This is a genomic window from Streptomyces chartreusis, from assembly GCF_008704715.1.
GTDB classification, from domain to species: domain Bacteria; phylum Actinomycetota; class Actinomycetes; order Streptomycetales; family Streptomycetaceae; genus Streptomyces; species Streptomyces chartreusis.
The window spans coordinates 9,569,113-9,591,561 of sequence record NZ_CP023689.1; the positions used below are offsets into that span (position 1 = coordinate 9,569,113).

Genomic DNA, 22,449 nt, shown 5'->3' on the forward strand with positions numbered 1-22,449 from the left:
TGACGGATCGTCAGGCGGACTGTTCGGCGCGCGCCTTGAGGGCGGAGAGCCAGTCGGAGAGGGACGCCTGAAGGGCCTGGCCGAGCTGCTCGGTCGCGGCCTCGACCGGGTCGCCGCTCCAGGACTCCTCGGTGTGCACGGTGACGTGGCCTTCGTTCTGCTCGAACATCCACACGTGCACGCCGGTGATGCCGGCGGCCGGACCGCCCCACACGATCCGCTCGCCGGGGACCAGTTCGTGCACCGTGGACGTGATGTCCAGTCCGTGGGTACGCCAGCTGAAGGAACTGCCGGGCGCGAGCGGGCCGTCCAGGGTGGCTCGTTCGATGTCCGTGTTCCAGGTCGGCCAGGCGGGGATGTCGGTGTGCAGGTCCCAGACCGTGGCGAGCGGCGCGTCGATCTTGATGCTCAGGCGGACGATGACGGGAGCGGTGTCGTCGATGGTGGTCATGGCTTTGTCTCCTTGGGGTGTGCGGTGGTCAGTTGCGGTTGATCCGTCGGTGCGGCCGGTTCAGCCGGTGCGGGTGGTCTGTTCGGTGCGCGGTGCGGGGACGGTTTCGGTCCGGGCACTCGTACGGCGTGTGAGGAGCGGCGCGAGGAGTGCGGTGGCGGCGAGAATCGCGGCCGAGACGGTGAACGCGGCCCGATAGCCCGCCGTGAGCGCCTCTACGTGCGACTCATGGGCGGCGGCGGCGTGCGCGGTGACGGAGCCGGCGAGGGTCGCGAGGGCGGCCAGCCCGATCGCGCCGCCCACTTGGCGGGTGGTGTTCACCAGTCCTCCCGCCAGGCCCGCGTCCTGGGCCGGGACGCCTTCCACGGCGAGTCCGGTCAGCTGGACGAAGGCGATGCTCAGTCCGAGCCCGACGACGATGCTCGGGCCGAGGATGTCGACGACGTAGCTTCCGTCGGCGCTGATCCGCGACAGCCACAGGAGCCCGGCGGCCTCGACGAGCAGGGCTCCGGTCACCGTCGCGGTGGCGCCGAGACGCCGGGACAGATGCGGGGCCAGGGTGGATCCGAGCATGTTGGCCGCTGCGAGCGGGAGTTGACCCGCCCCCGTGGCCAGGGGGCTGGATCCGAGGACCTGCTGCTGGTAGAGCGGCAGGAAGAAGAACAGGGCGATCCATACGGACCCCAGCAGGGCCATCAGGAGGTTGCCCGCGGCGACCCGGCCCACGGTGAACATCCGGGGCGGCATCAGCGCGTTCGGCCGGCGGAGCTCGATCACGGCGAAGGCGGCGAGGAGCGCGGCGGCAGCGACGAGGGCGCCCAGCACTCGACCGTCCGTCCAGCCCGTGCTGCGTGCGTCGGTCAGTCCCCAGACCAGGCAGGTCAGGGCAAGTGTGACGGTGACGGCGCCCAGCAGGTCGAACCGCCCGGCTCCGCGGCCCGGCGTACGGGACGTACCGGGAACCAGGCTCGCCACGGCGGCCAGGACGACCACCGTCCCCAGCGCGACGGAGTAGAAGATCCACTCCCAGCCCCATGCCTGGGTGAGGACCCCGCCCAGCAGCACACCGCCCGCCCCACCCGCGCCGGAGACCGCGCCCCACACCCCGAGTGCTCTGCCGCGTCCGGCGCCGGACGGGAAGAGTTCCATGACCAGCGCGAGTGCGGCCGGGGCGATCGCGGCGGCACCGAGGCCCTGTAGGGCGCGGGCCGCGATGAGAACCTCGGGAGAGGTGGCGGCTCCCGCTGCCAGCGAGGCGGCCGCGAACAGCGCGAGGCCGGCGGCCAGCACCCGGCGGCGCCCGAGCAGGTCGGCCGCTCGTCCGCCCGCCAGGAGCAGCGCTCCGAACGCGAGGGTGTAGGCGTTGACGACCCAGGTGGTGCCGCTGTCCGACAGACCTACGCCGGCACGGATCTGCGGCAGCGCGACGTTCACGATCGACGTGGCGAGCATGACGGTGAACTGGGCCGCCGCCAGCACCGCGAGCACCGCGGACTGCCTGGGGGCGGGCGCTGTCCGACCGGGCTGTGTGCGTGGGAGGTTCATGGCGCACAGCCTCATGCGGGCCGGTGTCCACTATCCAGGCTCGTCAGGGGCGATGACTGTCCACTCCTGTCCGCAGCTGTCCACGCGACCCCGGGCCGGGAGCGAGTACGCGGCCGGGACTACCGCGGGCCGTGCAACTCCTGCTGCCACAGCGCCTCGCAGAGCAGGTCCAGACCCTGCCGCACATGGCGCCGATAGGTCCCGTACGGCAGCGAGAGGCGGCGGGCGGCGGCCTCTTGGGTGGGCGCGCCGGAGAAGTAGCCCGCCGTCAGGGCCTCACGGGCGCGCACTCCGCGCGGGTCACCGGCGAGGTCGTCGACGGCCTGGCGCAGCAAGGCGCGCAGTTCCCCGACCGGGTCCGCGAGGTCGGCCGCGAGGCGGGTGCGGGTCAGGGCGCAGGCAGCGAACGCCGCGGAGTCGCGCCAGTGGGTCAGGGCTTCGCGTACGGCCTGGTCGAACGCGGTGCGCGAGAAACCCGAAGGCCCGGGCGCGGCGGGTGCTTCGGTGGCCGAGATGAAGCGGCCGAGCCAGGCTTCGACGGGCACTTGGCGCCAGTCGACGCAGAACAGCCCGTACGTGTGCTCACCCACGCGTGGGCGCGCACCGGTGTCGTCGAGGGTGCCCTTGACGCGCTCGCCCCAGGTCTCGGCGTCCCGCCAGACCGCGAATCCGTAGGCACGGCCGCGAGCACGAGCGGACTCCGCCTGGGCGCGCGAACTGCTCAAGTCGATTACCCGGGACGGGACTTGATACCGCTCCGGGTAGATGGTGAACCGGCTGATGCCGATGTGCTCGCCGGGGCCGACCGGCGCGGTGCCGTCCGTGTGCGCCCACGCGGCGGCGACGACGGGGTCGGTGGCCAGGTCCTGCGGATCGGCAGGTGCCGGCAGGGCGAGGCGGGTCGTGAAGGCCACGATCCGGCCCGTGCTGACGAGGCGGTAGACGCTGAACGCCTGCGGTTGGCGCTCGGCCCAGTAGCGGACCAGGTCCGCCGAGGCAGGCCCCTCGGTCTCCTCCGCCATCCGGAGCACGGCGTCCAGGTCATCGGGGTGCAGAGGGCGGTCGTGCACCTCGTCCTCTCGCGACCAGGTGCGTAGGCGCGCGAGGATCTCCCGCTCCCTGAAGAGGTGGAAGAGGTCGTCTGTGACGGTCCAGACCCGTTCCTCGGGAGCCTCGCGCAGGAGGCGCAGATACTCCTCGGCCAGCCGCTGACGCATACTCGCGAAGGCGTGCGGAGCCCGCCACCGCAGGTCGGCGGCCAGCGTCTCGCGCGCCGCGTCGTGCGGGTGGAGCCCACGGTGCGTCGATTCCATGAAGGGCAGGTCCCGCAGCCATGAGAAGAGCAGATGGGCGTCCTCCTCGGGCAGCACCGAGGTGAGCAGCTCCTCGGACGTCGAGTGGGCCTGTGCCACCACCTCCAGCGCGCGGCGGTGGGCCGCCGACGGCACGTCACCGATCAGCCCGGCGAGCAGGGTGCGCAGGATGTCCGCCGACGGCGCCCAGATCGCCTCGCTGCCGCAGCCCGCCGACCCCGCGGCCGCCGCGAGGGACAGTGCCAGGGGATTGCCGGCGGCGAAGCGGAGTATCCGGTCCCGCAGTTCCGGCCGGATCTGCGCCGCGGCCAGCAGGCTGCGGGACTGCTCCTCGGAGAACGGCTGGAGCTCGGTCACATGCAGGAGCCCGGACCAGGCGGGGTCGGTGGTCCACTGCGGCTGGGGCGTTCGGCGCCCGCCCAGGACGACCAGGGCGCCGTCGGCGGCGCGCGGCAGGAAGTGCTGCCACAGCCAGCTCTCCAGCCACTGGCTGTGCTCGAAGGAGTCCACGAACAGCACCGTGCCTGCGACATCCAGGAAGGGCCCGGCCGCGCGCTCGAACTCGGCCGGGTCCCGGCTGACGAAACGGCCGTCGAGCTCGACCAGCAGCCGGCCCGCCGCGCGAGCCCGGTCCGCCATGCACCGCAGCAGCGTCGACTTCCCTATGCCGCCCGGCCCGCACACGTAGAACGCGAACGGTGCCTGTGGGTCGCCGGCCAACGCCCGCTCGAAGCGCCCGAGTTCCTCGTCCCGGCCGACGAAGGCCCGTGTGCGAGCCCTGCTCAGTCTTTCGCCCACGGACACCATGGCCGCTCCCATTCCCATGTCTCAGCACGTACACGCGCCCGCTCAACTAGAGGGATTACAGCCACGAGAGGTTCGCACGGGATGGCGATACGCCGCAGGATGCGTCGGTGGTGTCCGTGTCACTCGGCCCGTGTCACCTGACGGTGCCCAGGTTCCCGTCGTCGGGGTGGCCCGAGACCAGGAGGGTGGTCTCCTCGACGCGCTGGAAGCGGCCGTCCGGGGCGAGTTGGGCGAAGAGGTAGACCTCGGTGCGGGAGGTGCGGCCGTTGTGCTGCGTGATGGTGACGGTGTGGCGGTCGGCGTAGCGCGGCCCGTCGCGCAGTTCGTCGTGGACCTCTATGTGTCCGCTGCGGACGAGGGAGCGCAGGCGCGTCATGTGCTGGACGAAGGAGGCCCGGTCGCTCCACTCGCCGTTCGTGCGCTGCCGGTAGTCGGGGGCGAAGTGCCGGTCCAGGGCAGTGGCGAGGTCGAGATCCGGGGTGAAGAGCAGGTCGTTGATGGCGCGGGTGATGTCGGTGGGTGTCATCGGTGTTGTTCTCTCCTGAAGGGGGGTGGCGGTACCGGGGAAGGCTCCATGGAGGCTCGGACGTCAGTGAGGCACGGGAGCAGTTCGTGCCGGGGTGAAGTCGATCCAGAGGGAGGCGGGGCCGCGCGTGTACAGGCCGGTCTCCCGGTAGCGGACCCCGGGCGTGTGGCGGATCTCGTCGAACAGGGAGAGCAGCATCCCCGCGACGGTCTCGATCTCGGCGCGTGCGAAGGCCGCGCCGACGCACTGGTGGAGTCCCGTCCCGAAGGCCAGATGCCGGGCGGCGGCGGTGAAGGAGCGGGCGGTGCCCAGGTCGGCGCGATGGATGTCGAAGGCGTCCGGGGAGGCGAAGGCGGCCGGGTCGCGGTTGGCCGCGCCGATCATGCAGAAGACGGTGGCACCGGCGGGGACGGTGCTGCCGGCGAGCACGACGTCCCGCTCCGTCCGGCGGGGGATGAGCTGGACCGGCGGGGTGTAGCGGAGGGTCTCGGCGATCGCGGCGGGCAGCAGGGCCGGGTCCCGGCGGACCTGCGCCAGCTGGTCCGGGTGGTCGATCAGGTGCTTGAAGAGGAGGGCGAGCGTCTTGTCGGCGGGCTCGACGGCGGCGACAAGGACGTTGATGACCAGCGCGGTCACTTCGCGGTCGCTCATGGCGATGCCGTCGAACTCGGCGGTGCACAGCTTCGATATCAGGTCCCCGCCGGGCCGGCGGCGGCGCTCATCGATGACCGGGGCGAGGTAGGCCTCCAGCCGCTCGGCACGGTCCAGGCACCGCCTGCGCTGCTCGGCGGTGAGGTCGATGCCGGTGACGAACTCGGCGACCCCGCCGAGCCAGTCGGCGATCTGCCGCCGGTCCTTCTTGCCCAGGCCGAGAACGTCCAGCGTCACGTCGATGGCGAGTGGCCTGCCGAAGTCGTTCACGAGGTCGATACGCCCCCGGGAGAGGAAGGGCGTGACAAGTTCGGCGGCGTTGGCGTGGATCGCACGAATCTGGTCCTCCAGGGCCTGCCCGGTGAAACCACGTACGACGATCTTCCGCTTGGCGGTGTGCTCTGCGCCGGTCATCTGCGCGAGAACCGGCCCCCGCATCACCGGCTCGGCCCGCACCTGGAGCATCTCCGTGGAGAACGCCTCGTGGTCGGTCAGCACCCGCTTGACGTCCCGGTGGCGGGAGACGAAGTAGCTGTCGATCGCCGACTCGTAGTGGATCGCGTCCTGCTCCCTCAAGCGCGAGAAGTAGCGGTAGGGGTCGGCGGCGAAGTCCTCGGACAGAACGCTGAATCGGGCATTGACCTGGGGCACGGCGGAGAGCTTGTCAGAAATCGGCAGATGGGCGGTAGCGCGTGCTGACGTCGGGTGAGCACGTGGAAACGCGACCGCAGGTCGAGAAGCTGCCGGTGCGGAGTGCTGAGCGGGGGTGCATCCTGAGGAGTGGGCACGTCAGGCCGTCCGGCCGGCCCGGTGAGCCCCGACGAAGCCGAGGCGTTGACGCTCACCGGGCCAGGTCTCCGAATCAGCGGCGGCGATACCCTCAGCGACGGCAATAACCAAGGAGCAGGTCATGCCATCCCTGCATTTTCATGTGAACTCCTCGATGAGCCCGTCCGAGGTGATGGGGGTGCTGACCAACTTCAGCCCCTCCCGCGTCGAGGAGTGGCCCTCCATCGACGCCGAGCACTTCCAGGTGCACGAGCGGGGAGACACCTGGGCCGAGGTCACCGAGGGCAATGAGAAATCGTGGGAGCGCGCACGCTACGAATGGGACCCCGCGACGCATGAGGTCACCGTCACCACCCATGATTCGAAGCCCTTCGGTTCGGGTGGCTGGAACTTCCACATGACGCCCACGGACGAAGGCACCCGCATCGACGTCGAACTCGAACGGCATCCCGCCTCGCTCAAGGCAAAGATGCTGTCTCCGATCATTCCCTTCGCGGGGCCGGTGTTCCGCAAGGCGTTCAAGGAGCCCCTGCACACCACCTAGCCATATCGTCCCTGGTCAGGACAGTAGCGAGCGGCCGATGATCTCCTTCATGATCTCGGTCGTGCCGCCGTAGATGGTCTGGACACGTCCGTCGGTGAACGCCTTCGCGACGCGGTACTCGGTCATGTAGCCGTATCCGCCGTGCAGTTGGAGACAGCGATCTGCGACCCGCTTCTGGAGCTCGGTCGCCCACCACTTGGCCATCGACGCATGCACGGCGTCGAGCTTTCCGTCCTCGTGATCGGCGATGCAGCGGTCCAGGAACGCCCGGGTGACGGCGCACTCGGTCGCCATCTCGGCGATCTCGAAACGGACATGCTGCAACCTGGCCAGCGGCCGCCCGAAAGCCTCCCGCTCCTTCACGTACTCGGTGGTGATCTCCAGCAGGTGCTCCGCTCCGGCGATCGCGGCGATCGCGATCGTGATCCGCTCCTGCGCGAGGTTCGTCATGAGGTGCACGAACGCACCGTTCAGGTCTCCGAGCAGGTTCTCCTTCGGGACCCGGACGTCGTTGAAGAACAACTCGGCCGTGTCCTGCGCCTTCTGGCCGATCTTGTCGAGATTGCGGCCGCGCTCGAAGCCCTCCATGCCTCGCTCGACGACGAGCAGCGACAGCCCGTGGGCGCCGCCCTCCGGTGTCGTCCTGGCCACCACGATCACCAGGTCGGCGAGGATCCCGTTCGATATGAAGACCTTGGAGCCGTTGAGCAGCCAGTGATCGCCCTTGTCCTCGGCCGTGGTGCGGATCCCCTGGAGATCCGAACCGGCGCCGGGCTCCGTCATCGCGATCGCCGAGACCAGCTCTCCGCTGCAGAAGCCCGGCAGCCAGCGCCGCTTCTGCTCCGGTGTCGCCAGCGAGGTCAGATACGGGCCGATCATGTCGTTGTGCAGCCCGATCGCGAACCCGGGGGTGTACGCCCGGCCGAACTCCTCGGCGAGAACGGCGCTGAAACGGAAGCCGGGGTCGCCGCCACCGCCGTACTCCTCCTCGACGGCCAGACCCAGCAGCCCCTGCCGGCCGGCGGCACGCCACACGTCCCGCGAGACGATGCCGTCCTTCTCCCACTGGTCGTAGTACGGGATCACTTCCTTGGCGAGGAAAGTACGTACGGTCTCGCGGAACGCCTCGTGCTCGGCGGTCAAGAGACGTCGCTCCATGGTCATCAACTTCCTTCGGATCGAGAGTGGTTCAGGTGGGGCCGGCGGAATCCAGTCGCGCGCGGCGGCGAAACGCCCCCGGGGCGGTCACTGTCGGGAGGCGGCGAGGAGGCGTCCGGCCTGCTCGATGCCGCGGACACCTTCGTACGACCCGCCGCCGTCGCACGGGATCACGGCACCGGAGATGTACGCGGCCGCCGAGGACGACAGGAACATCGCCAGGTCCGCGATCTCCTCTTTGGTGCCGAACCGGCCCAACGGCACGCTCGTGACCGCGTCGCCGTCGGGGTCCGCCGGCGACAGGCGAGCCATGCCCTCGGTACCTGAGATCGGGCCCGGCGCAATGGCGTTGACCCGGATCCCCTTGCCGCCCCACTCCAGCGCCAGCACCCGGGTGAGCTGATCCACGCCGGCCTTCGCGGCGCAGACATGTGCCTGGTAGCGCACCGGGATCCAGGCCTGCGGCGCGGTGATGTTGATGACCGACGCGCCGGGGGAGAGGTGCTCGAACCCTGCCCGCATCACATGGAACGAGCCGTTCAGATCGATGTCGACGACGACCTTGAAGCCGTTCGAGGACAGGTCGTTGGCCTCGGCGAGAAAGTTTCCGGCAGCTCCGGAGACCAGGACGTCAACTGTCCCCCACTCCGAGCCCACCGCCTCGAAGACCGCCGCGACCGAGTCCATGTCCCGCACGTCGGCAACGAAACCGAGCACCGGACCGCCGTACCCCCGCAACTGCTCGACCGCCGCGTCGACGTTGGCCTGCTTGCGGCTGGCCACCGCCACGGCGGCGCCCCGCGTGGCGAACGCCTCGGCGATGGCGAGGTTGATGCCGGTCGTCCCTCCGAAGACGACCGCCTTCTTGCCGCTGAAATCGAACCGGATGTCCATACCCATGACTCCCTGGACGCACTGACGTGGACGCAATGACGCACGCCTCCTGATCGAGGAGTGCGATGACGGCAGCGTCGACCAACCTGACAAAATAATCAAGTGCGGGCTTGCGGGTAGTCGTGTGCGGGCACGGCTTCACCCTCTCGGGTATGCAGTCAGGGAGTTATGTGATGTCTGCCTCATCGACAAAAAAGTCAGGCGACGGTCTTGAGGCGATTGTGCAACTAGTTGCACAATCGCAGCCCCGGTCTCCCAGCGGGAGCCCTCTCCTCGCGATCAAGCGCCACTGAGCCTCCAGCGATTGCCACCGAAGGACACCTATGCCGCTGCCTGCCGCCCTCTCGTGCCCGCTCACGCTTCCCGTAGTGGGCTCGCCCCTCTTCATCGCCTCGGGCCCCGACCTGGTGATCGCCCAGTGCCAGGCCGGTGTCATCGGGTCGTTCCCCGCCCTGAACGCCCGCCCCGCATCGCTGCTCGCCGACTGGCTGGACCGCATCACCGAGGAGAACGCCTCCTACGCGGCCGCGCACCCGGAAGCCGTGGTCGCCCCGTTCGCGGTGAACCAGATCGTGCACCGCTCCAACGACCGCCTGGAACTCGACATGGGCGTGATCGTGGAGCACCGGGTACCGATCGTGATCACCTCGCTGGGTGCGCGGCCCGAGATCAACGACGCCGTGCACTCCTACGGCGGCATCGTGCTCCACGACGTGACCAGCAACGAGTTCGCGCGCAAGGCCATCGAGAAGGGCGCCGACGGCCTCATCGCCGTGGCCGCCGGCGCCGGTGGCCACGCCGGTACGCAGTCACCCTTCGCTCTCGTCCAGGAGATCCGCGAGTGGTTCGACGGCCCGCTGCTGATGTCCGGCGCCATCGCGCACGGCCGCTCGATCCTCGCCGCCTTGGCCGCGGGAGCCGACCTCGCCTATGTCGGGTCGGCGTTCCTCTCCACCGTCGAGGCCGACAACTCGCCCGCGTACAAGCAGATGATCGTCGACAGCACCGCCAAGGACATCGTCTACAGCAACCTCTTCACGGGCGTCCACGGCAACTACTTGCGCGGCAGCATCGCCGCCACCGGTCTCGACCCCGACGGCCTGCCCGAGTCCGACCCGTCGGCCATGAGCTTCGCCTCCGACGGCGACATCCGGGCCAAGCCCTGGAAGGACATCTGGGGTTCCGGACAGGGCATCGGCGCGATCAAGCAGACCCGGACCGCCGCCGAACTCGTCGCCGCATTCAAGACGCAGTACGACGACGCCGTACTCGACCTGATGCGCAGGACCGCGCCCTACGCCGCGGCCCCGCTCAACCGCTGAGCCCTGGCCATGGGAGCGCGGCCCCGACACGCACGAAAGGAACGCTGATGCCGAGCAACACCGTCATCGCCGTGTCCACCGAGGACACGGTACGAACGATCCGACTGGACCGGCCGACCCGGCTGAACAGCCTGGACCTCGACGCCAAAGCCCAGTTGCTGGCGGCATTGAGGGAGGCCGCCGAGAGCCCGGACGTCCGAGCGGTCGTACTCACCGGCACCGGGCGGGCGTTCTGCGTCGGCCAGGACCTGCGGGAGGCGCGTTCCGCCGAGGTCGGACCCGCGATGGGCGACGCGGTGCGAGAGCAGTACAACCCCCTCGTACGGACGCTCCTGACGATGCCCAAGCCCGTGCTCGCCGCGGTCAACGGCGTCGCCGCCGGTGCCGGCCTGTCCCTGGCGCTGGCCTGCGACTTCCGGATCGCCGCCGCATCAGCGACGCTCACCACCGCATTCGCGGGCATCGGCCTGTCCTGCGACACCGGCATCTCCTGGACGCTGCCCCGCATCGTCGGCCGGGCAACAGCGTTCGATCTGCTGCTGCGCCCCCGAGTCGTGGACGCCGAGGAGGCACTCGGCCTGGGTCTCTTCAACCAGGTCGTGGCGGACGAAAACCTGGAGGCCGAGGTCCGTACGGCCGCCGTGCAACTGGCCGCCGGCCCCACCCGCGCATTCGGGGCCATCAAGACGGCCGTGACCTTCGCGGCCGAATCGACCCTCGACGCGGCACTGGAATGCGAGGCGGAACAGATCGCGCACACGGGCGCGTCGGAGGACTACGGGGTGGCGTTGAATGCCTTCCTGGAAAAGCGGATGCCGGTCTTCACAGGCCGGTGAGGTGGCCGATGCCGATGAGGGCCAGTGGCTCACCCTCTCCCTCCGGCCCAGCCCTCGTCGGGCGCGCCGCGCAGTCCGATGGCGGCCGCCCACAGGCGTGAGAGGTGATCGAGGACCATCTCGTCGTCGAAGGGCTCGTCCAGCGAATCCCTGGAGTGCGCGACCTGCTCGACCATCGACCCCAGCGCCAGGGCGGTCAGTCGGGGATTCAGCCGAGGGTTGGCCAGCCCCTCCTCCTGGAGCCGCCTGAGCCCCTTCTCGGCACGACTGACATAGAGCTCACGGATCTCGAGAACCATCTTCCGCAGGCTCTCATCGGCCGCACCGCCCTGGTCCGCGAGCCGCAGCACCTTCGACGCCTGATCCCAGGCACGCAGGTACAGACGGTTCGACTCGACGATCCGCGCGTACGGATCCTCGACCGTGTCCGTCGGCACGAGACTCGAAGCGAACATCTCCCCGGCGACCGACCGGACGACGTGGTGCAGCAGGTCGTCCTTGGACTCGAAGTAGGTGTAGAAGGTCCCGTACGACACTCCCGCCGCCTGGGCCACCGCCTCAGGGCTGAATCCCGACCAGCCCTGCTGCTCCAGGACCTCCCGGCCGGCAAGGATCAGGGCATCACGGGTCCGCCGACCACGCGTCGTGGTCGGCGGCGTGGGTGCCGGCTTGGTCCTCTGACGTCCCATGCTCGTATCATCGCATCCGCCCGCGCCGAGGTCGTCTTCCCGCAAGAGCCCCGGTCAGCGGCCTGTACCTCGCCGGACTGCCGCCTTCACGCCCCACGCGCGGGCCGGAACCGCGACCGACCTCTGCCTACGCCCGCCAGAGTGACACCTGGGCCGCGCTCCGCCTGGTCGCCCCGACCTGGTGGTCGGCTAGGGCCGTGAGGCGACGTGCCGGTCAGCCGGCCCGTCGGTGCGAGGACGAGGTCCCGGAGGCAGAGATGACGGTGAACCGGCTCGGTCTGGTCGTGCACGGCGGACGTACGGAGGCCGTGGAGGCGGGTCATGTGGTCCGCGCCTGGTGCGAGGAGCACGGCGTACGGTGCGCGGACATCGACGTTTGGGACGACGGCGGCCGGCGCAACGCCCGCGACGAAGTCGAAGCCGCGGGTCGCCCCGATCTCATCGTCACCCTGGGCGGGGACGGCACTTTCCTGCGCGGCGCACGGCTGGCCGCCGAGGGCGACGCGCTCGTGCTGGGGGTCGACCTCGGGCGAGTCGGTTTCCTGACCGAGGTACCCGCCTCCGAAGTGCGCCTTGCGCTGGACGCGGTGCACGAGAACCGTCTCCACATCGACAGCCGCATGCTGCTCGCCCTGCGCGCCTCCAGACGCCTGGAGGTACCGGCGGACGTCGGGAAGATGATGCGGTACGGCCGCGGTCCCATGCTGCCGGCGCCTCAGGTGCGCCCGGACTGCGAGGTCGACGAGGAGTGGGGCATCCCGCTGAACGTCACCGCGCTCAACGATGTGGTGCTCGAGAAGCTCTCCAGGGACCGCCAGGTGTCCGTCGGCGTGTATGTGTCCGGCCGGCTCCTGGCCTCCTACTCGGCCGACGCCCTGCTCGTGGCGACCCCGACTGGCTCGACCGCCTACAGTTTCGCCGCCGGCGGCCCGGTCGTCTCACCGCGCGCCGAAGCGCTCGTCTTCACACCCGTCGCCCCGCACATGACGTTCAACCGCTCCATCGTCACCGCCCCCGACGAACCCGTCGGGCTGCGTGTCCTCGAACGGTCGGGGCAGGCCGCCGTCAGCATCGACGGCCAGGTGCGGGGCGTGCTCGAACCGGGGGACTGGATCGGGGTGTTCGCCGCACCACGCCGCCTGCGGGCCGTCCGGCTGGGGCCGATGGACTTCTACGGCCGTCTGCGGCAGCGCATGAACCTCACGGACGCTCCGGCAGCCGTCGCCGACGGAACTGCCGCGCCCCTGTGGTCCGTCTCGACACCTCCACCCAGAGACCTCTCGCATCTGACCCTGCTCACGGTCCCGGACGGACACTGAAGCCGCGTACGCCTCAGTAGCCCTGCTCGATCGCCTTCTCGCGCATCAGCCTTTCCAACTCCTCGTCCGACAGCGGGTGCAGCGTGTCGAGGAGGTGGCGCAGGCCGGGTTCATCGAGGTACTGGCTGTCGACCTGGGCCTCCGCGTGGCGGAGATGGCGGGTGAGGGTGATGGCGCGCGTGCCTCCGGGGAGTTCGCGGACCGTACGCATGTCGCCGCGGGTGTCCACGGAGCACGTGACGTCCTTTTGCACCAGCTCGGGGCATTGCGGTGTCGGGGTGAGCTGCGAGCGCATGGTCAGGCCCGCATACCCGACCTCGTTCTGCGCGACGGGGCGATAGTCGACGCCGACATAGGCGGGCCCGACCACGACACGGGAAATCTGCATCCCCGGCGGGGCGGCGCCCACGTACAGCAACTCCGGATGCTCCCGGTACCGCGCGACCTCCGCCGCGTGCTGCTGCTCCTGCGCCTGCGCCGGGCCGAGGAAACCCCCGTACATCACGCAGATCGCCAGCGCGGCCCCCGCCCCCAGCCGCACCCACCGGCCCGGCACGAAGAACGCCGCGGCGACGGCGTACGGCACTCCCGTGAGCGCAACGCGTGTGCCGGCGCTCCCGAGGTCGACGTCAGCACTGTAGGCGGCAATGCCGGCCGCGACGCCGACCGTACCGAGGAGGAAGACCAGGACCGCCCAGCCGAGTCGCCCGGCCACGGAGCCGCACAGCGGCACCACCGTCCGCGCCGACGTACCCACCACGGCCAACAGCCCCACCGTCAGGGGCGCCCCCAGCGCAAAGGCCACCACCGCAGCCTCGGCCCCACCGCCCCACCCCGTCACCAGCAACCCGAACCCGAGCACCGGAACCGCGGCCGTCATCGCCGCCCAGACCAAGAGGAGATGAAGAGCCGCCAACCACCCTCTGCCACTCACGACTCCCACGTCACCCGCCATGCCCGAAGATTGCCAGCCGACGTTCCGACGCACATGAGTTCTCGTACTCAGAACGCCGTCCCCCACCCGTCGGGTCAGCCCGCCCGCAGATAGCGCGCGAAATCGACCGGATCATCCAATGGGCGTCGTACGGCAGCCGTACGCCCCGCCCCTACCTCGTCCGGTACGCCCGCAGAAAGGTGCGTACACCCTCGACCACGAGTGGCCGGACGCGGGTGTCCTCCGCCGCGTTCGCGGAGCCGAGTCTGTCCAGGGCGACGCCGAAGGTCAGGGCGATGAACTGGTCGGCTGCGAGGCGGGGGTCGGGGACGTCGAGGAGGCCGGCCTCGGCGAAGGCGGCGAATCGGTCGGCGATCGCCTCGTCCGGGGTGTTGGCCATGGCGTTGTAGCCCCGGTGCGGCAGGTTGCCGGACTCCGCGCGGACCAGTCGTTGCAGCGTGGCGTACTCCGCCGAGCCGAGCATGTCGGTCGCGATGCTCATCGAGAACGTGATCAGGGCGTCCTCGAGGTCGGCGGACTCCGTGACGTCGGTGAGCGTGTCGTCGAGCGTGCGTCGGATCGTGGTGATCAGCGACTGGCCGACGGAGTCGACGACCGCCTGCAGCAGGGTCTGCTTGTCGCCGAAGTAGTCGTACACCGTCCGCTTAGACACCTCGGCCCGCGCGGCCACCGCGTCGACGCTGGAGCGGTCGAAGCCGTCGGCGAGGAACAGTTCCCGGGCCGCCGAGAGGATGGCGGCCCGCTTCACCGTGGAGCCCTCGCGCAGTGTCTTCGTGGTCGGCATGGGCACATCCTAACCGTTCTACACTGCACGGTGTAGTGTAGTAGCCGGGATGTCGGCTCGGCGTGTGCCGACCGGCGTCGGAACCGACGGGAAGGACGTCCATGACCGCAACTCTCGCTCCACCGGTTCGCATCGGCAGGGCCGCTGTCGGGGCCCTCGGCCTGCTGGCAGTGGCGACCGGGGCCCTGGAGTCGGTGGTGACACCGACGCTCCCGCTCCTGCAACGCGAACTCGACATGAGCCCCTCCGAGGGGGCGTTGCTGAGCATCGTGCTTCTCATCACCGGCGCGCTCGTCACGCCGGTCGCGGGCAAGTTAGGCGACTGCTACGGCGGAAAACGGATCCTGATCCGGCTGATGGCGGTGGTCTGCGCCGGCGGGCTGGTGTCCGCCCTGGCGCCGAACCTGCTGGTACTGCTGCTCGGTCAGGTACTGCAAGGAGCGATGGTGGGCGCGCTGCCCCTGTCGTTCATCCTGGTGCGCAAACACCTCCCCGCCGGGGAGTCGAAGGTGGCCATCGGGGTCGTCAGCGGGTTGTTCGTCGGCGGCGGGATGGCGGGCACGCTGTCGGCCGGGCCCGTCGCCGAAGGGCTGTCCCGGCACTGGATGTTCGCGCTGCCGACGATCGCGGTCATCGGCTCCACCGCGCTGGTGAACCGGCTGATGCCGCATGACCCGCCGGGCCGCTCGGACGACGCCGGGATCGACTGGCCCGGCCTGCTCCTCCTGAGCGGGACGCTGGTCACGCTCATGCTCGTGCTGGCCCTGGCGCCCGACGTCGCCTCGCAACCCCTCGTGCTCGGCGCCCTGGTCCTGCTTCTGGCCGCCTTCGCCGGCGGATGGATAGCCGTCGAACGCCGAGCGACCTCACCCATGGTCGATCTGAGCATGCTGGCACGGCCCGCGGTGTGGAAGTCGTGCGTGCTGACCTTCGTAATCTGCGTCGGAACCTCGGTGGCGGTCTATCTCGTCCCACAGCTGTTCGCGGTGCCCTCCGACGAGTACGGCTTCGGGGCCGGTGCCACCGCGATCGGCTTCTTCCTGCTGCCGGGCGCCGTCGCCGCGTCGCTGGCCGGACCGATCAGCGGGATCGGGGCGCGGCGCTACGGCTCGCGTGCCGTGGTCACCGCCGGGGTCGTCCTCATGGTCACCGCCCTGATCGCCCTGGCAGCCGTGCACACCGAGGTCTGGCACCTCGTCATCGGCAAGGTGATGATCGCCCTCGCCAACGGCCTGTGCGTCAACGCGTTGGTGACCGGCACCGCCACATCCGTCGAACAGGGCGACACGGGCATCGCCACCAGCCTGGTCCTGGTGACTCGCGTCCTCGGCTACGCCGTGGGTGCCCAGGTCAGCGGCGCGATCCTCACCGCCGCCACCCCTTCCGGGTCGGACGTCCCCGCCGAATCGGCCTTCGTCACCGGCTTCGCCATAGCCGCCGCCGTCACGGCGCTGTCCCTCCTCGTCACCCGCACCATGAGCAAAGGAGCCAAGGAATGACCCGCACCGGTCTGTTGAGGGACAGCGGCATCGCGCCGAGGCGAAAGGTTCTGATATCCGGCGCCAGCATCGCGGGACCCGCCCTCGCGTTCTGGCTGAGCCGCTACGGATTCGAGGTCACGGTCGTCGAGAAAGCGGGCGCAATTCGTGGCGGCGGCTATCCCATCGACATACGCGGCACCGCACTCGACGTCGTCCGGAGGATGGGAATCCTGCCCGGACTGCAGGACGCGCACATCGACCTGCGCCGGCTGACCTTCCTCGACGGGGACGGCAGCGAGGTGGCCTCGGTCGAACCGCACGCCGTGACGGGCGGTGTCGCGGGGCGGGACCTGGAGGTGCGGCGCGGGGATCTGACCAGCGCTCTCCACACGGCCGTACGTGACGACGTGGAGTTCCTTTTCAACGACTCCATCGACACCCTCGACGATTACGACCACGGGGTCGACGTGACCTTCCACGGGGGCGGCAGAGGGACGTACGACATGGTGGTCGGTGCGGACGGTATCCATTCACGCACCCGCGAATTCCTCTTCGGCCCCGAGCGGCAATTCCACCGTTACCTCGGCTACTGCTTCGCCGTGTTCACCATGCGGAACACCTTCGGCCTCTCCCACGAGACGGTGATGTGGAACGCCCCCGGCAGGGCCGCGGCGCTCTACGCCGTGGGGGACGACGACAGCGTGCACGCCTTCCTGAACTTCGCCCACCCTGAACCGCCGTTCGGCGCCTTCCGGGATCCGGGAGCCCAACGGGATCTGGTCGCCGAGGTGTTCGCCGACGCGGGGTGGGAGGTCCCGGGCATGCTGGCCGCCATGCGCGACACGGATGACCTGTTCTTCGACGCGGTCAGCCAGATCCGTATGCCTCGCTGGTCCAGCGGGAGGGTCGCGCTGGTGGGCGACGCGGCGTACGCGCCCTCGTTCCTCACCGGACAGGGCTCCAGCCTCGCGCTCGTCGGCGCGTACATGCTCGCCCATTCCCTCGCCGACCGGGACCACGTCGCGGGCTTCGCCGCCTACGAGGACAGCACCCGTGAGTTCGTGACCATGAACCAGGATCTGGTCGGCGAGGGCGATGCGGCACTCTTCCCGACCACCGCCCAAGCCCTGAAGCAGCGCAACGACATGCTGCGCAAGCTCAGCTCCATGCCCGCAGCGGAGGCACGTCCGGCCCATTCGGCCCTCACCCTGCCGGAGTTGATGCCCGTGACATGAGCCCGGCCATGCGCGCCCGGGACGCGTGTCACCTGTCCTCGGCGCGTGGGGCGGTCGCCGGTAGTTCCACGGCGATGCGGATCCCGCCGGTCGGGCGCGGGGTGAGGGTGAGGGTGCCGTCGTGGGCTTGGGTGATGGTCTTCACGATGGCCAGGCCGAGGCCGACACCCGCGTGGTCGGTGTGGATGCGTTCGGTGCCGCGCCGGAACGGTTCGGTGAGCGTCGAGATCAGCTGTGGGGTGAGCTCTTCGCCCGTGTTCTCGACGGTGAGCACCACGGTCTCGGGGCGGACGCGGGTCATGACCCATACGATGCCCCGCTCGGGCAGGTTGTGGACGATCGCGTTGTGCAGGAGGTTCATGGTCAGTTGCAGCAGCAGCGCTTGTGAGCCGTCCGTGGGCGCGACGTCGCCGCTCGTCTCGATGCTGACGCCGTGCTTTTCCGCGAGGGGGAGGAGTGTCTCGGTGGCTTCCTCCGCGAGGAGGGAGAGGTCGACGGGTTCGCGGGTGAAGGACCGCTGCTCGGCGCGGCTGAGCAGGAGCAGTGCCTCGGTCAGGTCGATCGCCCGGGTGTTCACCGCATGGAGGCGGTCCATGAGCTTGCCGGTGTCGGGGTCCGGATCGGCGCGCGCCACGTCGATCAACGACTTCGAGATCGCTAGCGGGGTACGCAATTCGTGAGAGGCGTTGGCCGCGAATCTCTGCTGTTCGGCGACATGCGCTTCGAGCCGCGCGAGCATCGTGTCGAAGGCGTCGGCGAGTTCGCGGAATTCGTCCTTGCGGCCCGGTAGCCGGATTCGGTGGGAGAGCGATCCGTTCGTGGCCAGGCGGGTGGCATCGGTGATACGGCTCAAGGGGGCGAGGACGCGGCCGGCGAGGAACCATCCGCCCAGGAGACCAAAGACCAGCAGAAAGGCCATCACGGCGGCGGCCGTGGGGGCGAAGGTGCGCAGAAGGAGTTGGCGGTTGGGATTCTCGTACAGCATTCGCCGGTCCCAGTCGTCCGGGACGTATTCCAGGAGGGACACCCATACGGCGGCCAGCAGCAGGACACCGGCGAGCATGACGAACCCGGCATAGCTGAGGGTGAGTTTGACGCGAACGCTCAACCCGGGCGCCCTATCCACCGTCTGTTCCCTCGTTTCCGGCCTGCGACGTGGTTTCGATGCGGTAGCCGACGCCCGGCACCGTGGCGATCAGCCAGGGTTCGCCGAGCCGTTTGCGCAATGCCGAGACCGTGATGCGGACGGCGTTGGTGAACGGGTCGGCGTTCTCGTCCCACGCCCGCTCCAAGAGCTCTTCGGCGCTGACGACACCGCCTTCGGCGGCGACGAGGACTTCCAGTACGGCGAATTGCTTCCTGGTGAGTGCGACGTAGCGGCCGTCCCGGTAGACCTCCCTGCGGAACGGATCGAGCCGCAGACCCGCGATCTCGCGCACGGGCGGCCTGCTGTGGGCGCGTCTGCGGTCGAGTGCCCGGAGCCTGAGCGCGAGCTCCCGGAGTTCGAAGGGTTTCGTGAGGTAGTCGTCGGCGCCCAGCTCGAAACCGGAGGCCTTGTCGTCGAGACGGTCGGCCGCGGTGAGCATGAGGATCGGCATGCCGCTGCCGGAGGCGACGATGCGTTTGGCGACCTCGTCACCGGACGGTCCGGGGATGTCACGGTCGAGGACGGCGATGTCGTAGGCGTTGACGCTCAGCAATTCCAGGGCGGAGTCGCCGTCGCCCGCGATGTCGGCCGCGACGGCCTCCAGACGTAGGCCGTCGCGGATGGCCTCCGCCAGATAGGGCTCGTCCTCGACGATCAGCACGCGCATGTGATCGATGCTAGGAGGCGGCACGTATCGGCGGCATATCGAAAACCGCATACGTGCCGGCAACACCGCGCTGCCTTGACTGGCAGCATGCCTCGAACCTCACGATTACCAGGAACATCGTCCCGCCGGATCGTCCGGCTGCTCCTTGGTGAGCCCCGAGGTCCGCTCGGTGAAGCGGACGGTGCCGTCCCTGACGGCGTGACGGTGTTCGACGGCGTCGAGTTCTACGTCAGCAGCGGCTGGCGTTCCCCGGAGTACCAGGATCAGCTTCTCCGTGAGGCGGTCGCCGAATACGGGTCCGAGGACGAGGCCGCCCGATGGGTGGCAACCGCGACCACATCTCCGCACGTGGCGGGGGACGCGGTCGACATCGGGCGTTCCGACGCGACGGAGTGGCTGTCCCGGCACGGCGCCGAGCACGGGCTGTGCCAGATCTACCGAAACGAACCCTGGCACTACGAACTGCGTACCGAGGCGATCGAGCACGGCTGCCCGCGTATGTATGCCGACCCCACCCAGGACCCGAGGATGCAGCAGTGACCGAGAGCGAGCGAGGACAGGCGATGACGCGGGTTGAGGCGAGGGACAGCCGGGGCACGGAGGGAAGCCCGGACCCCGGATCCGGTACCCGGCGCGCCCGTATCCGCCGCGCCGTCGGCGCCCTCTCCAGGCCGGGTCCCTGGAAGCGCGGCCGTCTGCTCGCGACGCCGGCGGTACTGCTCGGCCTGCTCATGCTGCTGCACGCGCAGATCACGGACCGCGGCGGCCTCGGCAGCCTGGTGGAGAGCTTGCTGCCGTGGCTCGGCGTGTTCGTCCCGGTGCTGCTGGCAGGTGCGCTGTGGCGCCGGTCCGCCTCCGCCGTGGTCGCGCTGCTGCTGCCGGTCGTGGTGTGGCTGAGCCTCTTCGGCGGGCTGCTCGTCGACAAGTCCCACGCGGGCGGCGACCTGACCCTCGTCAGCCACAATGTCGGTGCCGGGAACCCCGACCCGGCCGCCACCGCCCGCGACCTGGCCGCCTCCGGGGCGGACCTGCTGGCGCTGGAGGAGATCACCTCGCAGGCCCGAGGTGTGTACGAGCAGGAGCTGGCGAAGACGTTCCCGCATCACACGGTGCTGGGCACGGTCGGGCTGTGGAGCAAACTGCCGCTGTCGGACACCCGGGCGGTCGACATCCAGCAGGACGTGGGGCCGCTGGGAGACGCCAAGTCGGACGACCAGAAGCTGCCGTACAACCGGGCGCTGCGCACCACGGTGGCCACGGACGAAGGTCCCCTGGCGGTGTACGTGGCCCACCTGGGGTCCGTACGTGTGATGCCCCGGAACGGCTTCTGGACGGACAGCCGGGACCGCAACGCGACGGCACTCGCCAAGGCGCTGGCCGCCGAGCGCAACGAGCGGGTCGTGCTGCTCGGCGACCTGAACGGCACCGTGGACGACCGCGCGTTCGCCGGCATCACCGCACAGCTGCACTCCGTCCAGGACGAGGCCGGGAACGGCTTCGGCTTCAGCTGGCCCGCGAAGTTCCCGGTGGCACGGATCGATCAGATCCTGGTCCGCGGTGTGGAGCCGGAGAGCTCCTGGGTTCTGCCGGCCACCGGCAGTGACCATCTGCCGGTGGCGGCGGGAATCAGCTGGTGAAGGCGGCGCTGCGCAGGCGCCAGATGCGAAACGGGGCGGGGGCGAGGGCCGAGGCGGTCAGGCCGAGTGCTGGTACGCCGAGTAGGTCAGATAGCCGTTGTCGCCGCCCTCGAAGTACGTCGCCTCATCGGCGGGGGCGATCGGGAGGCCGGTGCGCAGACGCTCGACCAGGTCGGGGTTGGCGATGAAGGCGCGGCCGAAGCTGATGAGGTCGGCTCCCAGGCCGAGCCAGTGGTCCGCGTCCGTGCGGCCGGCCTGCTTGGGGCCCATCGGCAGGACCGGGTTCATCACGAGCGTGCCGGGCCAGGTCCGGCGCAGAGCGAGGAGCGTCTCTTCGTCGATGGTGGCCTCGAGGTGGATGTACGCCAGCCCGAGCCGGGACAGCTCGGTCAGGAGGGCGGTGTAGAGCTCGGCGACGTCGGCCTCCTCGATGCCCCAGAAGGCGCCACCGGGGGAGAGGCGGATCCCGGCCCGGTCCGCGCCGATGGCTTCGGCGGTCGCGGTGACCGCCTCGACGGCGAACCGGATCCGGTTGGCCACGGAGCCGCCGTAGCGGTCCGTGCGCAGGTTGGCGTTGGAGGAGAGGAACTGCGAGATCAAATAGCCGTTGGCGCCGTGGAGTTCCACACCGTCGAATCCGGCGTCCACGGCCCGGCGCGAGGCGTCCGCGTACGAGCGGACGTGCTCGGGCACTTCCGCCGTGTCCAGGGCACGCGGAGTCGGTGCCGGCTGACGCCCGCTGGGGGTGAACACCTCGCCTACGGCCGCCACCGCCGAGGGGCCGACGGGCCGCATCCCGGTGGTGTCGGGGTGCGACACGCGCCCGCCGTGCATGATCTGGGCGAAGATCCGGCCGCCGTTGGTGTGCACCGCGTCGGTCACCGTCCGCCAAGCGGTCACCTGATCGTCGGTGTGCAGGCCCGGGGTGCCCGGGTTGGACTGGCCGATCAGGTTCGGCTGCACCCCTTCGGTGACGATCAGGCCGGCCGTGGCCCGCTGGGCGTAATAGCGCGCCATCGAGGGCGTCGCCAGACCACCCGCGGCGGCCCGCACCCGGGTCATCGGGGCCATCACCACTCGGTTGGGCAGCACCAGGTCGCCGAGCCGGTAGCCGGTGAAGAGGGTCGTCACGTCGTGTCTCCTTGGTCGGTTCCGCGTGATCCGTCGTGCCCTGATCGGCACACCGGTTACGCTAAAACCTGACACTGACGTCAGAGGCAAGGGTTGTGCCCCGGATCACAAGAGGAAGGGCGGGCGGCATGAGAATCGGCGAGCTCGCGGCGCGGGCCGGAGTGAGCGTCAGATCCCTGCGCTACTACGAGGAACAGGGCCTGCTCACCAGCGCCCGCAGTGCCAGCGGGCAGCGGCACTACACGGAGGCCCATGTCGAACGGGTCACCTTCCTCCAGCGGATGTACGCGGCAGGCCTGTCCAGCCGGACCATCGCCGAACTCCTGCCGTGTGTCGACTCACCGAGCGAGAGCACGTCCGATGCCGCGCTGGAGCGGATGGCCGAGGAACGCGAACGGCTCTCAGCGCACATCGAGGAACTGGTCCGCACCCGGGATGCGCTCGACGTGCTGATGGCCACGAATCGGGCCCACCGGGCGGGCCTGAGCCCGACCGCGACAGTCTGAACTCTCCCGTCGGAGCCATGGTCGAGGCGTCGGCCGGCCGCCCTCTTCACCTCGTTCACCCG

22 protein-coding genes are annotated in these 22,449 nt (G+C 69.9%); 9 read left to right on the plus strand and 13 right to left on the minus strand.

Translation table 11 applies throughout. The features are described from left to right. Positions 1 to 10: 10 nt before the first annotated feature. The 5 genes from CP983_RS42225 to CP983_RS42245 all read right to left on the minus strand — a co-directional run bounded on the left by CP983_RS42225 (position 11) and on the right by CP983_RS42245 (position 5,944). On the minus strand, positions 11 to 451 hold the full coding sequence (locus CP983_RS42225; RefSeq protein WP_107909557.1) for an SRPBCC family protein: 441 nt from the start codon (positions 449 to 451) through the stop codon (positions 11 to 13). Between the two features lie 60 nt (positions 452 to 511). Further along, entirely contained in the window at positions 512 to 1,996 is a 1,485-nt protein-coding gene (locus CP983_RS42230) for an MFS transporter (protein WP_229914910.1), read from the minus strand. A 119-nt stretch (positions 1,997 to 2,115) separates the two neighbouring features. Next, a complete protein-coding gene (locus tag CP983_RS42235; protein ID WP_208852849.1) occupies positions 2,116 to 4,116 on the minus strand; it encodes an ATP-binding protein in 2,001 nt (666 codons plus the stop codon). Positions 4,117 to 4,249: 133 nt separating this feature from the next. Then, a complete protein-coding gene (locus tag CP983_RS42240; RefSeq protein WP_150505803.1) occupies positions 4,250 to 4,642 on the minus strand; it encodes a nuclear transport factor 2 family protein in 393 nt (130 codons plus the stop codon). 63 nt (positions 4,643 to 4,705) lie between these two features. Further along, complete coding sequence (locus CP983_RS42245; RefSeq protein ID WP_150505805.1) at positions 4,706 to 5,944, minus strand: cytochrome P450, cyclodipeptide synthase-associated; 1,239 nt, start codon at positions 5,942 to 5,944, stop codon at positions 4,706 to 4,708. A 259-nt stretch (positions 5,945 to 6,203) separates the two neighbouring features. Between CP983_RS42245 and CP983_RS42250 the strand changes: the two genes are divergently transcribed. Then, positions 6,204 to 6,626 (plus strand): SRPBCC family protein, encoded by a 423-nt coding sequence (locus CP983_RS42250; RefSeq protein ID WP_125527726.1) that lies wholly within the window; start codon positions 6,204 to 6,206, stop codon positions 6,624 to 6,626. Positions 6,627 to 6,641: 15 nt separating this feature from the next. On the opposite strand, the gene CP983_RS42255 is transcribed toward CP983_RS42250, so the two are convergent. Continuing rightward, the gene (locus CP983_RS42255) at positions 6,642 to 7,784 is read right to left on the minus strand and encodes an acyl-CoA dehydrogenase family protein (protein ID WP_150505807.1); all 1,143 of its coding nucleotides are present in this window, start codon (positions 7,782 to 7,784) and stop codon (positions 6,642 to 6,644) included. A gap of 87 nt (positions 7,785 to 7,871) precedes the next feature. After that, entirely contained in the window at positions 7,872 to 8,684 is an 813-nt protein-coding gene (locus CP983_RS42260) for an SDR family oxidoreductase (RefSeq protein WP_208852850.1), read from the minus strand. Between the two features lie 362 nt (positions 8,685 to 9,046). Between CP983_RS42260 and CP983_RS42265 the strand changes: the two genes are divergently transcribed. Next, the gene (locus CP983_RS42265) at positions 9,047 to 10,000 is read left to right on the plus strand and encodes an NAD(P)H-dependent flavin oxidoreductase (RefSeq protein WP_229914908.1); all 954 of its coding nucleotides are present in this window, start codon (positions 9,047 to 9,049) and stop codon (positions 9,998 to 10,000) included. A 47-nt stretch (positions 10,001 to 10,047) separates the two neighbouring features. Then, positions 10,048 to 10,836 (plus strand): enoyl-CoA hydratase-related protein, encoded by a 789-nt coding sequence (locus CP983_RS42270; RefSeq protein ID WP_150505811.1) that lies wholly within the window; start codon positions 10,048 to 10,050, stop codon positions 10,834 to 10,836. Positions 10,837 to 10,865: 29 nt separating this feature from the next. Here the strand turns inward: CP983_RS42270 and CP983_RS42275 are convergent, their stop codons facing one another. Continuing rightward, complete coding sequence (locus CP983_RS42275; protein ID WP_150505813.1) at positions 10,866 to 11,525, minus strand: TetR/AcrR family transcriptional regulator; 660 nt, start codon at positions 11,523 to 11,525, stop codon at positions 10,866 to 10,868. A gap of 257 nt (positions 11,526 to 11,782) precedes the next feature. Here CP983_RS42275 and CP983_RS42280 point away from each other — a divergent pair, with 257 nt between their 5' ends. Further along, positions 11,783 to 12,844 (plus strand): NAD(+)/NADH kinase, encoded by a 1,062-nt coding sequence (locus tag CP983_RS42280; protein WP_107909548.1) that lies wholly within the window; start codon positions 11,783 to 11,785, stop codon positions 12,842 to 12,844. A 13-nt stretch (positions 12,845 to 12,857) separates the two neighbouring features. On the opposite strand, the gene CP983_RS42285 is transcribed toward CP983_RS42280, so the two are convergent. Both CP983_RS42285 and CP983_RS42290 read right to left on the minus strand, forming a co-directional pair. Next, positions 12,858 to 13,724 (minus strand): hypothetical protein, encoded by an 867-nt coding sequence (locus CP983_RS42285; RefSeq protein WP_229914907.1) that lies wholly within the window; start codon positions 13,722 to 13,724, stop codon positions 12,858 to 12,860. A 226-nt stretch (positions 13,725 to 13,950) separates the two neighbouring features. Beyond that, on the minus strand, positions 13,951 to 14,583 hold the full coding sequence (locus tag CP983_RS42290) for a TetR/AcrR family transcriptional regulator (RefSeq protein WP_150505816.1): 633 nt from the start codon (positions 14,581 to 14,583) through the stop codon (positions 13,951 to 13,953). Between the two features lie 101 nt (positions 14,584 to 14,684). Between CP983_RS42290 and CP983_RS42295 the strand changes: the two genes are divergently transcribed. Together CP983_RS42295 and CP983_RS42300 are read left to right on the plus strand one after the other, a co-directional pair. Beyond that, a complete protein-coding gene (locus tag CP983_RS42295; RefSeq protein ID WP_150505818.1) occupies positions 14,685 to 16,082 on the plus strand; it encodes an MFS transporter in 1,398 nt (465 codons plus the stop codon). Then, positions 16,079 to 17,299, plus strand: a complete 1,221-nt coding sequence (locus CP983_RS42300) for an FAD-dependent monooxygenase (RefSeq protein WP_150505820.1) — start codon at positions 16,079 to 16,081, stop codon at positions 17,297 to 17,299. Before CP983_RS42295 ends, CP983_RS42300 begins: the two co-directional genes overlap by 4 nt. 28 nt (positions 17,300 to 17,327) lie before the next feature. Here CP983_RS42300 and CP983_RS42305 read toward each other — a convergent pair whose 3' ends face one another. Both CP983_RS42305 and CP983_RS42310 read right to left on the minus strand, forming a co-directional pair. After that, positions 17,328 to 18,407, minus strand: coding sequence for a sensor histidine kinase (locus CP983_RS42305; RefSeq protein ID WP_150505822.1), 1,080 nt, complete (start codon positions 18,405 to 18,407; stop codon positions 17,328 to 17,330). 10 nt (positions 18,408 to 18,417) lie between these two features. After that, positions 18,418 to 19,113, minus strand: coding sequence for a response regulator transcription factor (locus CP983_RS42310; RefSeq protein ID WP_150505824.1), 696 nt, complete (start codon positions 19,111 to 19,113; stop codon positions 18,418 to 18,420). 75 nt (positions 19,114 to 19,188) lie between these two features. On the opposite strand from CP983_RS42310, the gene CP983_RS42315 reads away from it, so the two are divergent. Together CP983_RS42315 and CP983_RS42320 are read left to right on the plus strand one after the other, a co-directional pair. After that, complete coding sequence (locus CP983_RS42315) at positions 19,189 to 19,653, plus strand: M15 family metallopeptidase (RefSeq protein ID WP_373309851.1); 465 nt, start codon at positions 19,189 to 19,191, stop codon at positions 19,651 to 19,653. Positions 19,654 to 19,676: 23 nt separating this feature from the next. Then, positions 19,677 to 20,750: an endonuclease/exonuclease/phosphatase family protein gene (locus CP983_RS42320; protein ID WP_150505826.1), complete on the plus strand. Its 1,074-nt coding sequence runs from the start codon at positions 19,677 to 19,679 to the stop codon at positions 20,748 to 20,750. Positions 20,751 to 20,807: 57 nt separating this feature from the next. Here CP983_RS42320 and CP983_RS42325 read toward each other — a convergent pair whose 3' ends face one another. Further along, positions 20,808 to 21,881: an alkene reductase gene (locus tag CP983_RS42325; RefSeq protein ID WP_150505828.1), complete on the minus strand. Its 1,074-nt coding sequence runs from the start codon at positions 21,879 to 21,881 to the stop codon at positions 20,808 to 20,810. A 128-nt stretch (positions 21,882 to 22,009) separates the two neighbouring features. On the opposite strand from CP983_RS42325, the gene CP983_RS42330 reads away from it, so the two are divergent. After that, on the plus strand, positions 22,010 to 22,387 hold the full coding sequence (locus CP983_RS42330) for a MerR family transcriptional regulator (RefSeq protein ID WP_150505831.1): 378 nt from the start codon (positions 22,010 to 22,012) through the stop codon (positions 22,385 to 22,387). Positions 22,388 to 22,449 lie beyond the last annotated feature (62 nt).

Coding starts and splice junctions, on each gene's coding strand:
- CP983_RS42270 (WP_150505811.1), top strand. CDS start 10,048: ATGCCGAGCAACACCGTCATCGCCGTGTCCACCGAGGACACGGTACGA.
- CP983_RS42250 (WP_125527726.1), top strand. CDS start 6,204: ATGCCATCCCTGCATTTTCATGTGAACTCCTCGATGAGCCCGTCCGAG.
- CP983_RS42285 (WP_229914907.1), bottom strand. CDS start 13,724: ATGACGGCCGCGGTTCCGGTGCTCGGGTTCGGGTTGCTGGTGACGGGG.
- CP983_RS42330 (WP_150505831.1), top strand. CDS start 22,010: ATGAGAATCGGCGAGCTCGCGGCGCGGGCCGGAGTGAGCGTCAGATCC.
- CP983_RS42225 (WP_107909557.1), bottom strand. CDS start 451: ATGACCACCATCGACGACACCGCTCCCGTCATCGTCCGCCTGAGCATC.
- CP983_RS42290 (WP_150505816.1), bottom strand. CDS start 14,583: ATGCCGACCACGAAGACACTGCGCGAGGGCTCCACGGTGAAGCGGGCC.
- CP983_RS42300 (WP_150505820.1), top strand. CDS start 16,079: ATGACCCGCACCGGTCTGTTGAGGGACAGCGGCATCGCGCCGAGGCGA.
- CP983_RS42295 (WP_150505818.1), top strand. CDS start 14,685: ATGACCGCAACTCTCGCTCCACCGGTTCGCATCGGCAGGGCCGCTGTC.
- CP983_RS42275 (WP_150505813.1), bottom strand. CDS start 11,525: ATGGGACGTCAGAGGACCAAGCCGGCACCCACGCCGCCGACCACGACG.
- CP983_RS42255 (WP_150505807.1), bottom strand. CDS start 7,784: ATGGAGCGACGTCTCTTGACCGCCGAGCACGAGGCGTTCCGCGAGACC.
- CP983_RS42235 (WP_208852849.1), bottom strand. CDS start 4,116: ATGGTGTCCGTGGGCGAAAGACTGAGCAGGGCTCGCACACGGGCCTTC.
- CP983_RS42240 (WP_150505803.1), bottom strand. CDS start 4,642: ATGACACCCACCGACATCACCCGCGCCATCAACGACCTGCTCTTCACC.
- CP983_RS42320 (WP_150505826.1), top strand. CDS start 19,677: ATGACGCGGGTTGAGGCGAGGGACAGCCGGGGCACGGAGGGAAGCCCG.
- CP983_RS42230 (WP_229914910.1), bottom strand. CDS start 1,996: ATGAACCTCCCACGCACACAGCCCGGTCGGACAGCGCCCGCCCCCAGG.
- CP983_RS42310 (WP_150505824.1), bottom strand. CDS start 19,113: ATGCGCGTGCTGATCGTCGAGGACGAGCCCTATCTGGCGGAGGCCATC.
- CP983_RS42260 (WP_208852850.1), bottom strand. CDS start 8,684: ATGGGTATGGACATCCGGTTCGATTTCAGCGGCAAGAAGGCGGTCGTC.
- CP983_RS42280 (WP_107909548.1), top strand. CDS start 11,783: ATGACGGTGAACCGGCTCGGTCTGGTCGTGCACGGCGGACGTACGGAG.